The organism is Dolichospermum compactum NIES-806 (genome assembly GCF_002368115.1).
Lineage (GTDB): Bacteria > Cyanobacteriota > Cyanobacteriia > Cyanobacteriales > Nostocaceae > Dolichospermum > Dolichospermum compactum.
Window position 1 is genome coordinate 1,068,566 of record NZ_AP018316.1, and the last position, 14,847, is coordinate 1,083,412.

A 14,847-nucleotide genomic window follows, 5' to 3' on the forward strand; every position below is an offset into this window, starting at 1 on the left:
TCATAATCTTTGCAAAACAAGAATATTACTAGAACATCAACATTGATAGGCACATACTAAACACAATCTTTTATAAGGAAGACCAAGATTATGATTATGGATCAACCTGAATTAATTTCTACGACTGAGGGAATACTGTTTATACTAGTTATTTATAAAAGAAGATTAAATGAATCAGATTCATTTATATCATTGGTTAACTCTTTACAAAATACTCATTTAAATATAGATATTTTTATTTATGATAATAGTCCTTCGTCAATGATTCTTAATGAGGAATTATCTGGCGAAAATTGGAAGATTCACTATGTTCATGACGAAACTAATCCTGGTGTAAGCAAAGCATATAACGAGGGATTTAAGCTAGGAAAAAAATTGAATAAGAAATGGCTTTTACTTTTGGATCAGGATACTAAACTCCCAGATGATGCCATTATCAAGTATTCTAGAGCAGTGCTAGATAATAATGAGCATTCTTTATTTGCACCTATCCTTGTTTCCACAAATGGAACTATCTATTCTCCATGTAACTATTTCTTTAAAAGAGGTTTTCCGATGAAGTCAATGGAGATTGGAATAGTGAAAGCTAGAAGAAAATCACTACTGAATAGTGGTCTATTAATAAGTATTGATATTTTCGAGAAAGTTGGCGGTTACAATGAAAGACTTAAGCTAGACTTTAGTGATTTTGACTTTATTGATAGATACAGGCAAGTTTATCAATATTTTTATATTGTTGATACTAAGTGTATTCATGAACTTTCTGCTACAGAAGATGATGTAAATGCCTTATTGAAAAGATTCACAACTTATTGCGAAAGCATTAAATACTTTGGTAAAATTGATTTAAATACTTTAATCCTTTTATGTGTAACGTTTATCAGGGCTATTAGATTATCTATTAAGTTTAGAAACATCAAATTTTTATATATATTTGCCAAGAAATTAATCAATCAGCATCTACCTTGAAAATTTAGTCTTTTGGAATTACAGTAAAACTTGCAAATCAAGCAATAAGTGGGAAATTTACTCTTATGACAAAACACAAGAAAGTCTCAAACAAAGTCGAAATAGATTTGTATTTAATTTCAATCATTTTTAAACTATAGGAATCCGGTTTGATTCTTGTTCATTATACTGAGACTCAATCGTTGATTCGATGGGGTTTATGGTTTACAGCTTGTTCAAAAATCAAATAGTAGCCCTATATGATTTATATAATCTTAATTATAATTTACGGTTCTACCGTACTTGTTATGCTAAATAATCAATCTGAAGGAGGGAACAGGGAACAGGGTAAAGAGGCAATATTTTGTAATAATGTTCAAAATTATGGCTTATTTCTTATGTATAGCAAGCTTTCCGAAATTTTTTGGATTTGATTGTGCATATTAGGTACTGAAGAACCGAATTTACTTGGCTAATAATTATGATTAATCCTTGGTATACGTACGTATTTTCATTCTCTCTTGTATTATTTTGTTATTCGTTGGGTTGGTCTGAATTATATCCGAGTCTGACCTGGAATTTGTTGCTTTTCTTATTAACTACTTTTATAGTTTCAGTCGTAATTGGTTGTCGACATAGAACATCTTTTATATTCAAGGATATAAATTATGACAAAAATCTTTACCGTATAACAGTCTATCTTTATTTTCTATGGATTACACAATTCATTTATGCAAAAGGTATTCCTTTGGTTAAGGTCATAAGAGGTGAATATTATGATTACACGCAATTTGGAATTCCTACTCTACACGTCTTCATTGTTACATTTAGCTCTTTTTTTACAGTTTACTTATTTCATGTTTATATTTGCAATAAAAAATCTAACCTTTTAATTATTTATTTACTCAATCTATTACCTCCTATATTGATAGTTAATAGAGGTATGTTTTTAATTAATTTAGTATCTTGCTTGTTTGTATATCTTATCTATTATAGCAATAAGAATATAGAATTTATAAAAATAGCTAAAAAAGGGGTTTCAATTTTATTAATCTTATTCTTAATACTTTTTGGTTTTGGTGCAATAGGAAACTTAAGAACGGCAAGTCAATTGGCAGACAAAAATTCTAATTTAGAAAATTTTATTTTAGATGTAGGAGAAGCTAGTCCAGGCTTTATAAATTCACCTATTCCGAAGGAATTTTTTTGGGCTTATCTTTATATCTCATCTCCATTGGCAAATTTACAGACAAATATAAATGATGATAAATATTTGGATTTAGATTTAACTAATTTTATAATGTTCATTAATACGCAATTATTACCAGATTTTATCTCCAAAAGAATCAATACTATTTATGATGCAGATACAAAACAACCTATTTTGATGGTAAATGCACTTACTGTATCAAGTGTTTATGCAGCAAGTTATGTATATTTATCTTGGCTTGGTGTTGTTATTATGAGTATATTTATTATCATTTTTCCATTATTTTATATTTCATTTTTATCCAAAAAAAGTAAATATTATGTTACTGCTATAGCAATATTAAATTCTCTATATCTATTCTTGATTTTTGATAATATGTTTAGCTTTAGTGGCTTAAGCCTTCAACTATTGTATCCTTTAATTTTCCATAAATTAGATAAAATGAAATTAATAGGTAGATAAATACATGAAAATATCAGTATGTATGGCAACTTATAATGGTTGTAAATATGTAAATGATCAGATATCATCTATATTGGTACAGTTAAGGGCAGATGACGAATTGATTATTGTTGATGATAAATCAACAGATATTACTTTGCAAATAATTGACACATTCAATGATTCAAGAATAAAAATATTCAAAAATGAAGTTAATTTAGGAGTTACAAAAAACTTTGAAAAAGCTATAAACAACGCCACTGGTAATTTAATATTTTTAAGTGATCAAGATGATGTATGGCTTCCTAATAAAGTCGAGAAGATTTTAGAAGTATTCCAAAAGTATCCTGATATAACACTGGTACTTAGTGATGCACAAATTATAGATTCAGAAGGTCAAGTAACTGCAAATTCGTTCTTTAAACTTAGAGGCAAATTTGTTGCTGATCCACTTTCAAATTTTATAAAAAATAAATATCATGGTTGTACTTTAGCTTTTAGGAGAGAAATGCTTGAAGTATTTTTACCGTTTCCTGATGATATCTCAATGCATGATATATGGATTGGTATAGTTAATGGAATCTATGGGAAAGCTTTTTACATAGACGAACCTTTAATACAGCATAGGAGACATAACAGTAATACAAGTGTTGGCATCTTTAGCAATTTAGTAATTTTACAAATGTTAAAGTGGCGCTTTGCTTTAGCAAAAAATATTGTAAATTTGTTGTTAAAACATAGAAATAGAAAAATCAAAACTTGACAGCTAAGTAAAAACACATTTTTGCGTTTAGGCTGGATTAATCGCATAGATTTTCAATCTAGACAATGAGCTATTTCAAATAATTTTTATGAAACGAATGCTGGATATACTGAAGTTTATAATTCTCCTAATTTCCCCTAAAATTTACGCTAATTTTAAATATTTTTGTCTTCCTATGCAGAAGAATAATATATTTAAAACAAAACATCTATCATAGTAAATAAAATGAATTTATGGAAATAAAAGTACGTATTACTGCTTCACTAGTCTTATACAAAAATAATCCTGAAATGATTCATAAGACTGTATTATCAACAATCAATACACCATTGAATATACACTTGTGTGTTGTTGATAACTCGCCTTCTACAGATTTAGAAAAAGTATTCAAGGATTTAAAAAATGTTAATTACTACCATAATAATGGTGACAATGTAGGTTTTGGCAAAGCCCATAATATAGCTATTTCTAAATGTGGAGTTTCTGATTACCATCTTGTGCTTAACCCAGACATCTATTTTGATGAAAATGTCATACCACAATTAATAGATTATTTAGAAAGCAATCAGGAAGTTGGTCTAATCCAGCCTAAAATATTTTTCCCTAGTGGTGAAACACAATATCTTTGTAAGCGTTATCCAACAATACTTGCTCTGTTCGCTAGACGGTTTCTTCCTAAGCGATTACACTTTCTTGTAAAAAGCTATCTGGATTGGTATGAAATGCGGGATATGGGCTACGATAAAACAACGGCTGATATTTTGTATTTATCTGGATGCTTCATGCTCTTTCGTAAAAAGTATTTTGATGAAATTGGCTACTTTGATGAAGATATATTTATGTACTTTGAAGATGCAGATATAACTTTGAGAATGGCTAAAAAATACAAGACTGTGTTTTATCCTGATGTACATATTTTTCACCATTGGGCAAAAGGCTCATATAAAGCACTGAATTTAACAATAATTAATATTCAGTCAGCAATTTACTTTTTCAATAAACATGGCTGGAAACTCTTCTAAAACTTCACTCTCACATGATTTATAAAATTGCTCAAAAAACGTTGGGTGGTGGAGCTTACTTTTGGTTGGCTCATGGGGTGTCGGCAATTAGTCAGAGACTATAAGTTAATGAATTATTGTCTGAAAACATTGGAAACAAACGTTTATCTACCTTGCCATAATCCGTATTATGGTGGGACGATTAGCCTAAAATTTTACCCTTCAAAACTTTTCAAATATCCTCTAAATTAGGAGTCAAACTAGTGAATCAGAAAATTATTGTATTTGAAGCAAACGAAATACCCCTTAGAGTATTTCATCACTATCAGTCTATCAAACCTAATTCTTCTATATCTTACTTACTTAATAATTCCCTGGTTTTAGAAACTTTAGCTCAGGATGTTGATGAATCTTTCTTGTATCCATCTCAAACTTGGGCTTCGTTTAATACAGGCTCACCCTATGAATTACATAATATTCATTGGTATAATGACCCGAAATCTCCTGACACCCCATTGTATTGGAAATTGTTGGCAGAAAATGGTTTTAGCATTGGATTAGTTAATACACTTCATTCCTCCCCAGCATCATCTTACGCAAATAATGATAACTATAAATTTCTGATTCCTGACTGTTTTGCGGTTGATTCATTTACGAAGCCTGATTACTATCAAGCATTTCAACAGTTAAACCTTAAATTAACTTCCTCTAATTCTAGAGTTTCAACATTAAAAACTCCTATCCACGAGACATTATCTGCGATACCGAAATTTCCAAAATATGGAATACAGATAAAAACAATAATTGATGCGGCTCGTGTAGTTACACAAATTTTGTTAAAAAAAGTTAATAAGGAGCGATTGAGAAATGTACAATTTCCTTTGATAGCTGATATGTTTATTTATCAGTTACAGAAGCAAGAACCAGATTTAGCAATATTGTTTACTAATCACGTGGCAGCAAATATGCATCGCTACTGGTATGGTCTTTTTCCCGATGATTATCAATCAAAACTTTATGATCAGGATTGGATGAATAAGTATTCTCATGAAATCATGGAGTCGCTGGATATATTGGACTATTATTTGCATGAGTTAATTGAGATTTCTAAAAGAAAAAATACTATCTTACTTGTTGTAAGTAGTATGGGACAGAACGCTAATAAAAAGTTGGTAGACGGAGTACAACACCTGAAAACTCATGATTTTAGGTTGGAGGATGCTAAAAAATTAGTAGACAAGCTAACGGTGAGCAACTTTAAATATAAAGTAGAATCGGGAATGGTTCCTCAATATTCTTTGGAATTTTCAAACCTTGAAGAATCCAAAAATTGCTTTTTAGAAATTAAGGAATCCATCAAAACTTTGGAAAATATTAACCTAGTGGCAGATTTAAATGCTAACGTAATTACTTTAACGGTTAATTTAGATTCTAATAGTGAGTTATATCGGGTAAGAGATAACTCGTTTAAATTTTCTGAATTAGGTTTTGTGAAGTTCAAAATTGAAGATCATCATTCAGGATGTCATTGTCCAGAAGGAAGTTTAATTATTTTCAATAGCAAAACTGCGTCGGCTAAAAGTGAAAAAATTAATTATCTTGAGTACACTCCTGCAATTTTGAATTATTTTGGTGTCAAGAAACCAGAATATATGTTAGAACCTAGTTTCACCATATAGCTATATAGTTTTTTATTAAAAAAATGTAGTTAATTTCAGTCAAGGATTCAGACTTGCTCCAGTTCGCCCCGTTACAATCCACAAAAGCGATCGCCCACAATCCCGCACCACTCCGATCAGAGATTCTGACTTGTCATCTGATGAAGGTACAGCAAGAGGTGTAACTACAATCCCTTCACTACCAAGGACAATAGCAGCGAACTGCTTGCAGCAGCGCTTACGCTATCGCTATCCTCACAGGAATTATAGTAGATAAACCAAGGGCGATCGCTAAAACCAGCCATACTAATCTATACTTGCCCTTTCTAAAAATACTACTCATAGCGATCGCGTCAGCAGTTCGCCATTGAAATCTCACTAACAACTACTCACGAGATAAATTACCTTACCTATCCTCAAACTTTCTTTTCCTGTGCTAAAGTCAAAACCTGCACATACAGCCGGTCTGAAATTCTCATTCCCTGTGCTTGCATCTCATCTAAAACATCCTTAACACTAGCCAACACACCCTATAGTGTACAAATTGTATAGGTTAACAGAAGAGGAGATTAAGATAATTCAGGATAGGTAATACTGTAAAACAGAAATAGCTGGCGATCGCTATAATAAAACTAGACTAATTAACTTGTAACTTATCATGGAAAACATTACCATTCAAGTTGACCCAGAAATTGCCAAAGCGTACCGAGAAGCAGAACCAGAAAAACAGCAAAAAATCCAAATATTTCTCAACATAATGCTACAAAAAGCAGTCAGTCAAAAACCACTCTTAGATATCATGGAAGAAGCGAGTCAACAAGCCATTGCTAAGGGAATGACCCCGGAAATTTTAGAATCTATTCTCAAGGATGAAAACTAACCGTATCGTAATTGATACAAATGTAATTGTCAGTGCATTAATCTTCTCTAAATCTACCACAATGCAAGCTCTTAGAGAAGCCAAACAAAACGGAGTAATCTTAATTTCTGTGGAAATTTTATCAGAATTAATTGATGTACTCAGTCGTCCAAAATTTGACCGCTATCTATCGAGAGAAATTCGTGAAGACTTTTTAGCCAGTTTAGCTAGAGAAACAGAATTAATCACAATTAATGAAACAATTGATATTTGTCGAGATCCTAAAGATAATAAATTCTTAGAATTAGCCATTTCTGGAAATGCCACTCATATTATCACAGGAGACAAAGACTTATTAGAACTGCATCCTTTTCGAGATATCTTGATTGTTACACCGAGTCAGTTTTTAGATAGTTTATCTTCAGACCCGCATCAGAGATTCTGACTTGTCACCGGCTGAAGGTACAGCAAGAGGTGTAACCACAATCCCTTGACTACTAAGGACAATAGTAGCGAACTGCTTGCAGCAGCGCTTACGCGATCGCTATCCTCACAGAAATTATAGTAGATAAGCCAAGGGCGATCGCTAAAACCAGCCATACTAATCTATACTTGCCCTTTCTAAAAATACTACTCATAGCGATCGCTTCAGTGCTGCTGCAAGGAATTCTCTAAAACCAGCCTCATCTATACTAATATTAATCATAGCGATCGCTTTGGTTGTTCAAAATTTTGCAAAAGTTCATTGCCCCATCTTATTTAGTGTATTTTAGAGAAAGTATTAGAATAAGTTAAATTTTATGGCTGCCAAGCATTTAAGCACTCACTTTCTAAATGAAATTACTAACCGACTGGTGAGCGCGCTCGAACCAGAACAGATTTTTTTGTTCGGCTCTTATGCTTACGGTGAACCGACCGAGGATAGCGATATTGATTTATTGGTGATTATCTCAAAATCAGATGAACCACGCTATCGTCGAGCGCGTCAGGCATACAAAGCTTTGCGTGGTATTGGTATTCCAAAAGATATTCTGGTGATGACCCGCTCAGAAGTTGAACTCAAGGCTAGTGTAGCCAACTCACTAGTCAATCAAGTAATACGTCAGGGTAAACTCCTGTATGGATAACGCAAAATTTGCAGAAACTAGACAGTGGTTAATCAAGAGCCAGCGAGATTTAAAGGCTGCGTATGTGTTACTTATTAATAATGAAGAATCTCTGTTGGATGCTGTTGTTTACCATTGTCAACAGGCTGCCGAAAAAGCATTAAAGGCTTATTTGACATATCAAGAGCAGGTAGTCAAAAAAACCCATGATTTGGATGTTTTGTTAGATATCTGTTCATTGTTTGAACCTGGGTTTCATGATTTAAAAGATATAGCGGATACTTTGACCCCTTATGCAACAGAATTTCGATATCCAGGGGATGTAATTGAGCCGGAAAGATCCGAAGCTGAGGAGGCATTGGAGATGGCTACTTTAGTTCTAGACTTCGTTATTCAAAAATTGCCAAGTGAATTTGACCGTGAGTAAGATACTTCTGGTATTATTTACAGATAGTATTTCACCCAAGTAGAATCACTACGTAACACGAAAATTGCCTGAGGTACGGCAGTTTGGTGAAAAGCGATCGCCTAAGCACCGCTGCAAGCATTTCGCTATCCTCGTTTGTGCGATTTTTGCAAGAGCGATAGCGAAGCGCGACCTAGTAATCGCTTGTAGGATGATTTTAGGAAGTGCGATAGCGAAGCCTACCGAAGATATGGCTATGAGATAAAATAGAATCAACCAAGTATTTTGTCTTTCTATAAAAACGAGGTAAACATGACTTATTTAGAACTACATCAAAAAATTGAACAACAGATATCCCAACTAGCACCAGAACAGCTTTCCTTAGTTAGTGATTTTATTGACTCTATTCAGGAAAAAAGCACCGTAAATCAACGCCCATTACGTCGTATTTCTCCCATTAAGCGAGGTAAAAAAGCAGGTGATTTACTACATTATACTGGAACTTGGCATGGTGATGATTTGGAAGATTGTCTGCGTTTAGTTGAAGAAACTCGTTCTCAAACGCAGTTTTAATTTTTGTCACTATGTCTTATTTGCTCGATACTAATCACTGTAGCTACATTATTAATGGTAATCCTCAAGTTACCGATACCTTAAAATCTTCCTCGTCTGTTACCATTGGCATTAGCATTATCACTTATGCAGAACTACTATATATGACAGAAAAATCAGCACTAAAATCTCAAAATTTAGGTGCAGTTCAGGTTTTTTTGTCCGACGTTGATTTATATTTTATTGATGAAGAAACTGCCATTATTTACAGTCGTCTAAAATCATCGGTTTTTAATTATTTTGCTCCCCAAGAGAAAAGCAAACGTCGTAATTTTAGCATTGAAAATTTGGGATTTAGCGATCATGATCTTTGGATAGCAGCAACAGCAATTCAACACAATCTCACTCTCGTTTCTGCTGATAGCGATTTTAGGCGTATTCATCAAGTACAGCCTTTTCCCTTGGAATCATGGGTGTAAATTCACTCCATTTTAAACCCAGCTTGAAGAAAATGAGCGATTGCGAAACGCTGCTGCAAGTAGTTCGCTATGGAATTTAATCACAAAAAATGATTAAGCCGTTTTGACTGTAATGATCCAAAATGTTCTCGTCACCCATTATACTTAGAAATCTTTACCAGAAAATGAAAATCTTTGTGCGATCGCCAAAACTGGGCGACAAATTCCATTCTTTGAGAATCACCCCTCAACACAAAAATTACCTGGGGTAAGGAAGTTTCGTGAAAAGCAATCGCTATCCTCACAGGAATTATAGTAGATAAACCAAGGGCGATCGCTAAAACCAGCCATACTAATCTATACTTGCCTTTTCTAAAAATACTACTCATAGCGATCGCGTCAGCGCTGCAAGCAGTTTGCTATTGAAATCGGGATAACAACTGCTCACGAGATAAACTAGACAACTGCAACAGCAAGGTAGTATATTCGTGAGGTGTTAAATTTAATATAGGCTTAACAACTGCCGCTAATTGCTCGTCTATAAAGCCAAATCGCGCTAAAAGCAGGTTTTCTACTATTTGCCGTCTTTCCTCTTCCTTACCTATTTCCTTACCTATTTCCTTACCTATTTCCTTGCCTATTTCCTTACCTATTTCCTTACCGCGCTCTAAACCACGAAGTTCCGTTATCCGTTCCCACTCTAAATAAGCTGGTGTCAAATTCATTATTAGTTCCCTATCTTCAACATCAATCTCATTGCTTATTTCCATAGTAATTTTCCAAGTCCCTAATAACTTTAAAATAGTATAGCGTTTTCTATCATCTTCGGGTAAAGCAATTACTTCATTAATTGCAGCTTGTTGAATTATTCCTTTACCTAAAATCCTCAACCAGAGAGTTTCTGGAGTATTCGCTAACTTATCAATGGCAATTACTCCAGTCAGCAGTAATTGTGACGGAAAGTAAATACCTGGCAGCCAGTTTTCATCCTCAGTGGCCATAAATTTATTCAGCAGTTTATGAGAACAAGAAGTAGCAATAATCCACAACCTTGGTAGTTCATGGTCAGAAATACTTTTTTTATCTCGTTTGGCTTGACGTTGTAAATCTGCTTCTAGGTGGAATAGTTTGGCTAAACAACTGCGGATTTCTCTTTCTGTTGGTTGCTTGCGAAAGGGTTCTAACAAACAACTGGTTACAGCAATTTTATTTAAAATACCTAAATTTTCTGACTGATGCTGTTGAGTAGATGGTGTAAACCAAATATCAACAAATCTGGGTTCTCCAGGTATTTCATAATTTATTCGCACCTCACCCAAGGAGGATAGAAATTCTGCAAATAACTGTTTGGAAAATTGATCAAATGGGTTTTTAGTCATTTATGGTGATGCACTGACCGCTCAATTAGCTCTATTTTATCCGCAATGAGCTAATTTATGGAATTTAATCACAAAAATTCCTTGAGGTACGGAAGTTTGGTGAAAAGCGATCGCCTCAGCGCTGCTGCAAGGAGTTCTCTAAAACCAGCCTAATCTATAATAATATTAATCATGGCGATCGCTAGTTCAGATCACAGCAATTTTCATTTTAAGGTTTCATGACATTTTAATCCTTACATTCTTATGGTTTTACAATTCTTAACGAATCCGGCGATGTGCCTCCGACAAAGTCAGAATCGCGGATTATAGGGATTAAAAGATTGGGCGGATTAGGTTGTTTGCTATGATAAAAGTCACTAAAATTATCAGCAAGTAATCCAGTTATACTAAACACGGGTGAGATTTAAACTTTTGCCAAATGACAAAGAACCCAGATGTGTAGGAGTAAAGCAAGAGCTTCATTGGTGTCAACTTAAGCTCAAATCCCTACCACATCTCGTTCCTAGTCTCTGACTAGGAATACAGTTGATGAGGCTCTGCCTCTAATATTATTGAAGGCAGAGCCTTCTAGAATTCATTCCCAGTCTCTGACTGGGAATAAGATGACTTGAGTTCTTTGCGGGATAGTAAAACGGGCGGTTAAAAACCGCGTCTACACAGGCAAAACCCACCTGCGTGGGTTTCAATCCTTGATTTTTCCTTAGTCCGCGCAGGCGGACTTTGTTTGTGTAGCCGTCAATTCCATTCGCCAGGGCTTAAGTTGACACCATTAAGCAGTGCTAAACCCCTGCACATCTGGGTTCTTTGTCATTTGGCAAAAGTTTAAATCTCACCAGTGTTTAGATATGATGCCAGGAACGAGACTTGAACTCGTGACACGAGGATTTTCAGTCCTCTGCTCTACCAACTGAGCTATCCCGGCGTGGGGCTTTTTTATTCACCACCGTCAATAAATCTAGCATGATAAAAAAGATTAGTCAAGGTGTTATTCAAAAGAATTTTAGCCGACCTTCATTGTCAACTTCACCCAGCTAAATACAGCCACAAATACCAAAAACTGCACAAAAACAATACTTGGTCCAGATGCTAGGTTAAACAAGCCAGAAACCATCATTCCCGCGATACTACTGCTAGAACCGACAACCACCGATAGAATTAGAAAGCGGCTGAAATGGTGACTCATGAGTTTGGCTGTAGCAGCCGGAATTACCAAAAACGCATTTACTAATAAAACACCAACGGCTTTAATTGCTACAGCTACGGCGAGGGAAAGTAAAACAACAAACCCGTAGCGATATAATTGTACAGGTATGCCTTGGACTTGAGCAACGTCGGGATTAAGAGTTAATAAAATCTGTTGTGGTAGGGTTGATAATAAAAAAACGCTGCTACCAACAAGCACCAATAGCGTCAATATTAAATCTGTGTTATCTATGGCTAAAATATCGCCAAATAGCACGCCCATTAAGTTACCGCGATATCCTTTAATAAAACTGGTGAGAATTACACCGATCGCTAGTGCCCCAGATAGCACTATGCTGAGAACGCTATCACTGGCTAAATCAGTTTTATCAATTAGGTAGAGAACAACAACTCCAAAGATTAAGGTAAACGGGAGTAACATCCAAGTAGGATTAGTGTTGAGTAGCACGCCTAACGCCACACCTACCAGGGCTGCATGACCAACGGCATGACTAAAAAAAGATAATTGCCGTAAGGTAACGAAACTACCCAATAAACCGCCTAAAATGCCCATTAACACAGCACCCATAATGGCACGCTGCATAAAAGGAAATTGTAATAAATTCACCAAGTCATGATAGTTAATGGTCATATTAAGAGGAGTCAGGAGTCAGGAGTCAGAAGTTAGGAGTCAGGAGTCAGGAGTCAGGAGGAAGAAGAAAAGTTTATTACCAATTACCAATTACCAATTACCAATTACCAATTCCCTAATGATGATGTTCATAGCGACTAAAACCAGGACCATAAGTAGCTAGAAGATTTTTTGGGGAAAGGGCTATTTCCGGTTTACCGGAACAGACAAGAGTTTGATTGAGACAGATGACGCGATCGCAATGACGGCTTACCATATCAATATCATGGGAAACTTGCAACACTGTCCAATTCTCTTCTCGTTTTAATTCGTTTAACAAAGCATAAAAATCCGTTGTTCCTTGCACATCTACCCCTGCAAAAGCTTCATCCAATACTAACAATTTTCGCCGTGTTACCAAACAATAAGCCAATAATACCCGTTTCAATTGACCACCGCTAAGAGTGCCAATAGCTTGATTTCGGAAGCGATAAGCATCAGTACGGTGTAAAGCTGCGGTGACTGCTACTGATGTTTCCCGTTTTTGTTGCCAAAATTTCGAGAACAATGAATATTTCCTATTACCTATTCCTAAAGCTACCAATTCACTAACCGAAATTGGAAAACTGCGATCAAAAATAAAGTTTTGTGGCATATATCCCAACTGATTCCGCAAATTTCCTAGTCTAGAAATTGGGCGACCAAAAACTTCAATTGTTCCAGCACTGCGGGGAATTAAATCTAAAATAGCTTTGATTAAGGTACTTTTCCCAGCCCCATTCGGACCAACTATTGCTGTATCTGTTCCTGCTAATAATTCAAAGGAAACATCTCGCACAGCTAAATAGCTGCCTTGGTAGACTATTAACCCAGAAACTTTTAATATTGGTAATGTAAATTCTGCTTGTTCGTCAGTCATGGAAGTTAGGATTTAAGATGCCAATAATTTATAGTGATATAGCAGGAGTCAGAAGTCAGAAAAAAAGAAGGATTCAGGAGTAGTCAACTTAAGCCCTGGCGAATGGAATTCACGGCTACACAAACAAAGTCCGCCTGCGCGGACTAAGGAAAAATCAAGGATTTGAAACCCACGCAGGTGGGTTTTGCCTGTGTAGACGCGGTTTCTAACCGCCCGTTTAACGTTAAGTTGACACCAATGAGCATTGCTAAACCCCTACGTTACTTGCATCCAGCGACTAAACTCTCCAAATTAGCTTTCATTGCTTTAAAATAATACTCTGGATTGGTATCACCAGTTTCTAAAGAATCTAAAGTCCGCACAGTTAACCCCAAATCTTGAGAAATACTTGTCAGTAATTTGTTATCTAATCCTGGTTCGCTAAATAGGGCTTTTACTCTGTATTTTTTGACTGTATTCACCACTTTTTGGACATCTGTTGGGGAAAGTTGCTTTTCAGGAATTTCTACCACTGCTAATTGTTTAATATTATAACGTTTGGCAAGATAGGGAAAGGCATCATGAAAGGTGATAAAGGTGCAGTTTGGTGTTTGTTTAATAGTTTGTTGAAATTCATTATTTAAATTATCTAATTTCTGAACATAAGCCGCTGCATTGGTCTGATAGTTGGCTTTATTGACCGGATCTGCGATAATTAAACCATCTCGAATATTGATGATTTGCTGTTTTGCTAAAACTGGATCTAACCAAACATGAGGATTTCCTAATTGGTGTTCGTGATCATGATCATGTTCTCCCGTTGCTGTTTTATCTATGGGGGAAGTTTTATTAATAGCTGGAATACCTTTACTCGCATCAATTTCCATTAATTGAGAATTTCCAGCATTTTTAATTGTATCTGCTAAAAACTCCTCTAAGCCTAAACCATTTTTGACTAGTATCTTAGCTGTAGCGATCGCTTTTACATTAGCAGGTGTCCCTTGATATTCGTGTATTTCTGTACCGGGCTTAACTAAAATTTCTACATCTGCTACATCTCCGGCTACTGCTTTAGTAAACAAATAAACTGGTAAAAATGTTGTCACTACCTTAGTTTTTGGTGATTTTTGGACTTGTGCTGGTTCTGTTTTGACAACTTCACTACTGTTAGTATTATTACATCCATAAACTGCTGATAACATGACTAAAGTAATCAGAGGTAAGAAACTTCTGGTTTTTCTATCTATTTTGACTTCTCTAAAACTTCTCATGGTTTGGGGTTGACAATAAAACTTCATTGGGATTATATCTCATAATGAGATCCATTCTCATATAAATTATCAGAAAAATGCTAC

The 14,847-nt window shown here is 35.0% G+C and carries 18 protein-coding genes and 1 tRNA gene; 11 read left to right on the forward strand and 8 right to left on the reverse strand.

The features are described from left to right. The first annotated feature begins 90 nt into the window (after positions 1–90). The 5 genes from CA730_RS05075 (at position 91) to CA730_RS05100 (ending at position 6,042) form a co-directional block, all read left to right on the forward strand. Positions 91–969: a glycosyltransferase gene (locus tag CA730_RS05075; protein ID WP_096664767.1), complete on the forward strand. Its 879-nt coding sequence runs from the start codon at positions 91–93 to the stop codon at positions 967–969. A 460-nt stretch (positions 970–1,429) separates the two neighbouring features. Then, a complete protein-coding gene (wzy, locus tag CA730_RS24130; protein WP_157749915.1) occupies positions 1,430–2,620 on the forward strand; it encodes an O-antigen polysaccharide polymerase Wzy in 1,191 nt (396 codons plus the stop codon). A 4-nt stretch (positions 2,621–2,624) separates the two neighbouring features. Next, on the forward strand, positions 2,625–3,362 hold the full coding sequence (locus CA730_RS05085) for a glycosyltransferase family 2 protein (protein ID WP_096664774.1): 738 nt from the start codon (positions 2,625–2,627) through the stop codon (positions 3,360–3,362). A gap of 233 nt (positions 3,363–3,595) precedes the next feature. Beyond that, entirely contained in the window at positions 3,596–4,384 is a 789-nt protein-coding gene (locus tag CA730_RS05090; protein WP_096664777.1) for a glycosyltransferase family 2 protein, read from the forward strand. Between the two features lie 242 nt (positions 4,385–4,626). Beyond that, positions 4,627–6,042, forward strand: a complete 1,416-nt coding sequence (locus tag CA730_RS05100) for a hypothetical protein (RefSeq protein ID WP_096664780.1) — start codon at positions 4,627–4,629, stop codon at positions 6,040–6,042. A gap of 217 nt (positions 6,043–6,259) precedes the next feature. Here the strand turns inward: CA730_RS05100 and CA730_RS24135 are convergent, their stop codons facing one another. After that, positions 6,260–6,406, reverse strand: a complete 147-nt coding sequence (locus CA730_RS24135; RefSeq protein WP_157749916.1) for a hypothetical protein — start codon at positions 6,404–6,406, stop codon at positions 6,260–6,262. Positions 6,407–6,437: 31 nt separating this feature from the next. Next, positions 6,438–6,548, reverse strand: coding sequence for a DUF3368 domain-containing protein (locus CA730_RS05105; protein ID WP_269076499.1), 111 nt, complete (start codon positions 6,546–6,548; stop codon positions 6,438–6,440). A 131-nt stretch (positions 6,549–6,679) separates the two neighbouring features. Between CA730_RS05105 and CA730_RS05110 the strand changes: the two genes are divergently transcribed. From CA730_RS05110 to CA730_RS05135, 6 genes are all read left to right on the forward strand, one after another. Further along, positions 6,680–6,901, forward strand: coding sequence for a hypothetical protein (locus CA730_RS05110; RefSeq protein WP_039199730.1), 222 nt, complete (start codon positions 6,680–6,682; stop codon positions 6,899–6,901). After that, on the forward strand, positions 6,891–7,325 hold the full coding sequence (locus CA730_RS05115; protein ID WP_096664785.1) for a putative toxin-antitoxin system toxin component, PIN family: 435 nt from the start codon (positions 6,891–6,893) through the stop codon (positions 7,323–7,325). Before CA730_RS05110 ends, CA730_RS05115 begins: the two co-directional genes overlap by 11 nt. A gap of 355 nt (positions 7,326–7,680) precedes the next feature. Further along, entirely contained in the window at positions 7,681–8,007 is a 327-nt protein-coding gene (locus tag CA730_RS05120; protein WP_039199727.1) for a nucleotidyltransferase domain-containing protein, read from the forward strand. Beyond that, positions 8,000–8,413: a HEPN domain-containing protein gene (locus CA730_RS05125; RefSeq protein WP_039199725.1), complete on the forward strand. Its 414-nt coding sequence runs from the start codon at positions 8,000–8,002 to the stop codon at positions 8,411–8,413. The genes CA730_RS05120 and CA730_RS05125 overlap by 8 nt, the downstream gene beginning before the upstream one ends. Positions 8,414–8,704: 291 nt before the next feature. Further along, positions 8,705–8,965, forward strand: coding sequence for a hypothetical protein (locus CA730_RS05130; protein ID WP_028090875.1), 261 nt, complete (start codon positions 8,705–8,707; stop codon positions 8,963–8,965). A gap of 11 nt (positions 8,966–8,976) precedes the next feature. Next, positions 8,977–9,423 (forward strand): type II toxin-antitoxin system VapC family toxin, encoded by a 447-nt coding sequence (locus tag CA730_RS05135; protein WP_096664788.1) that lies wholly within the window; start codon positions 8,977–8,979, stop codon positions 9,421–9,423. Between the two features lie 131 nt (positions 9,424–9,554). Here the strand turns inward: CA730_RS05135 and CA730_RS05140 are convergent, their stop codons facing one another. From CA730_RS05140 to CA730_RS05165, 6 genes are all read right to left on the reverse strand, one after another. Then, complete coding sequence (locus CA730_RS05140) at positions 9,555–9,791, reverse strand: hypothetical protein (RefSeq protein WP_096664791.1); 237 nt, start codon at positions 9,789–9,791, stop codon at positions 9,555–9,557. A 30-nt stretch (positions 9,792–9,821) separates the two neighbouring features. Beyond that, complete coding sequence (locus CA730_RS05145) at positions 9,822–10,781, reverse strand: RpnC/YadD family protein (protein WP_096664794.1); 960 nt, start codon at positions 10,779–10,781, stop codon at positions 9,822–9,824. Positions 10,782–11,630: 849 nt separating this feature from the next. After that, positions 11,631–11,703: transfer RNA gene (locus tag CA730_RS05150), tRNA-Phe, on the reverse strand. 78 nt (positions 11,704–11,781) lie between these two features. After that, positions 11,782–12,615, reverse strand: coding sequence for a metal ABC transporter permease (locus CA730_RS05155; RefSeq protein WP_096664799.1), 834 nt, complete (start codon positions 12,613–12,615; stop codon positions 11,782–11,784). A 115-nt stretch (positions 12,616–12,730) separates the two neighbouring features. After that, positions 12,731–13,513 (reverse strand): metal ABC transporter ATP-binding protein, encoded by a 783-nt coding sequence (locus tag CA730_RS05160; RefSeq protein WP_096664802.1) that lies wholly within the window; start codon positions 13,511–13,513, stop codon positions 12,731–12,733. Between the two features lie 260 nt (positions 13,514–13,773). Beyond that, on the reverse strand, positions 13,774–14,790 hold the full coding sequence (locus CA730_RS05165; RefSeq protein WP_231939983.1) for a metal ABC transporter solute-binding protein, Zn/Mn family: 1,017 nt from the start codon (positions 14,788–14,790) through the stop codon (positions 13,774–13,776). Positions 14,791–14,847: the final 57 nt, after the last annotated feature.

Coding starts and splice junctions, on each gene's coding strand:
- CA730_RS05075 (WP_096664767.1), top strand. CDS start 91: ATGATTATGGATCAACCTGAATTAATTTCTACGACTGAGGGAATACTG.
- wzy (WP_157749915.1), top strand. CDS start 1,430: ATGATTAATCCTTGGTATACGTACGTATTTTCATTCTCTCTTGTATTA.
- CA730_RS05085 (WP_096664774.1), top strand. CDS start 2,625: ATGAAAATATCAGTATGTATGGCAACTTATAATGGTTGTAAATATGTA.
- CA730_RS05090 (WP_096664777.1), top strand. CDS start 3,596: ATGGAAATAAAAGTACGTATTACTGCTTCACTAGTCTTATACAAAAAT.
- CA730_RS05110 (WP_039199730.1), top strand. CDS start 6,680: ATGGAAAACATTACCATTCAAGTTGACCCAGAAATTGCCAAAGCGTAC.
- CA730_RS05115 (WP_096664785.1), top strand. CDS start 6,891: ATGAAAACTAACCGTATCGTAATTGATACAAATGTAATTGTCAGTGCA.
- CA730_RS05120 (WP_039199727.1), top strand. CDS start 7,681: ATGGCTGCCAAGCATTTAAGCACTCACTTTCTAAATGAAATTACTAAC.
- CA730_RS05125 (WP_039199725.1), top strand. CDS start 8,000: ATGGATAACGCAAAATTTGCAGAAACTAGACAGTGGTTAATCAAGAGC.
- CA730_RS05130 (WP_028090875.1), top strand. CDS start 8,705: ATGACTTATTTAGAACTACATCAAAAAATTGAACAACAGATATCCCAA.
- CA730_RS05135 (WP_096664788.1), top strand. CDS start 8,977: ATGTCTTATTTGCTCGATACTAATCACTGTAGCTACATTATTAATGGT.
- CA730_RS05140 (WP_096664791.1), bottom strand. CDS start 9,791: ATGAGTAGTATTTTTAGAAAAGGCAAGTATAGATTAGTATGGCTGGTT.
- CA730_RS05145 (WP_096664794.1), bottom strand. CDS start 10,781: ATGACTAAAAACCCATTTGATCAATTTTCCAAACAGTTATTTGCAGAA.
- CA730_RS05155 (WP_096664799.1), bottom strand. CDS start 12,615: ATGACCATTAACTATCATGACTTGGTGAATTTATTACAATTTCCTTTT.
- CA730_RS05160 (WP_096664802.1), bottom strand. CDS start 13,513: ATGACTGACGAACAAGCAGAATTTACATTACCAATATTAAAAGTTTCT.
- CA730_RS05165 (WP_231939983.1), bottom strand. CDS start 14,790: ATGAAGTTTTATTGTCAACCCCAAACCATGAGAAGTTTTAGAGAAGTC.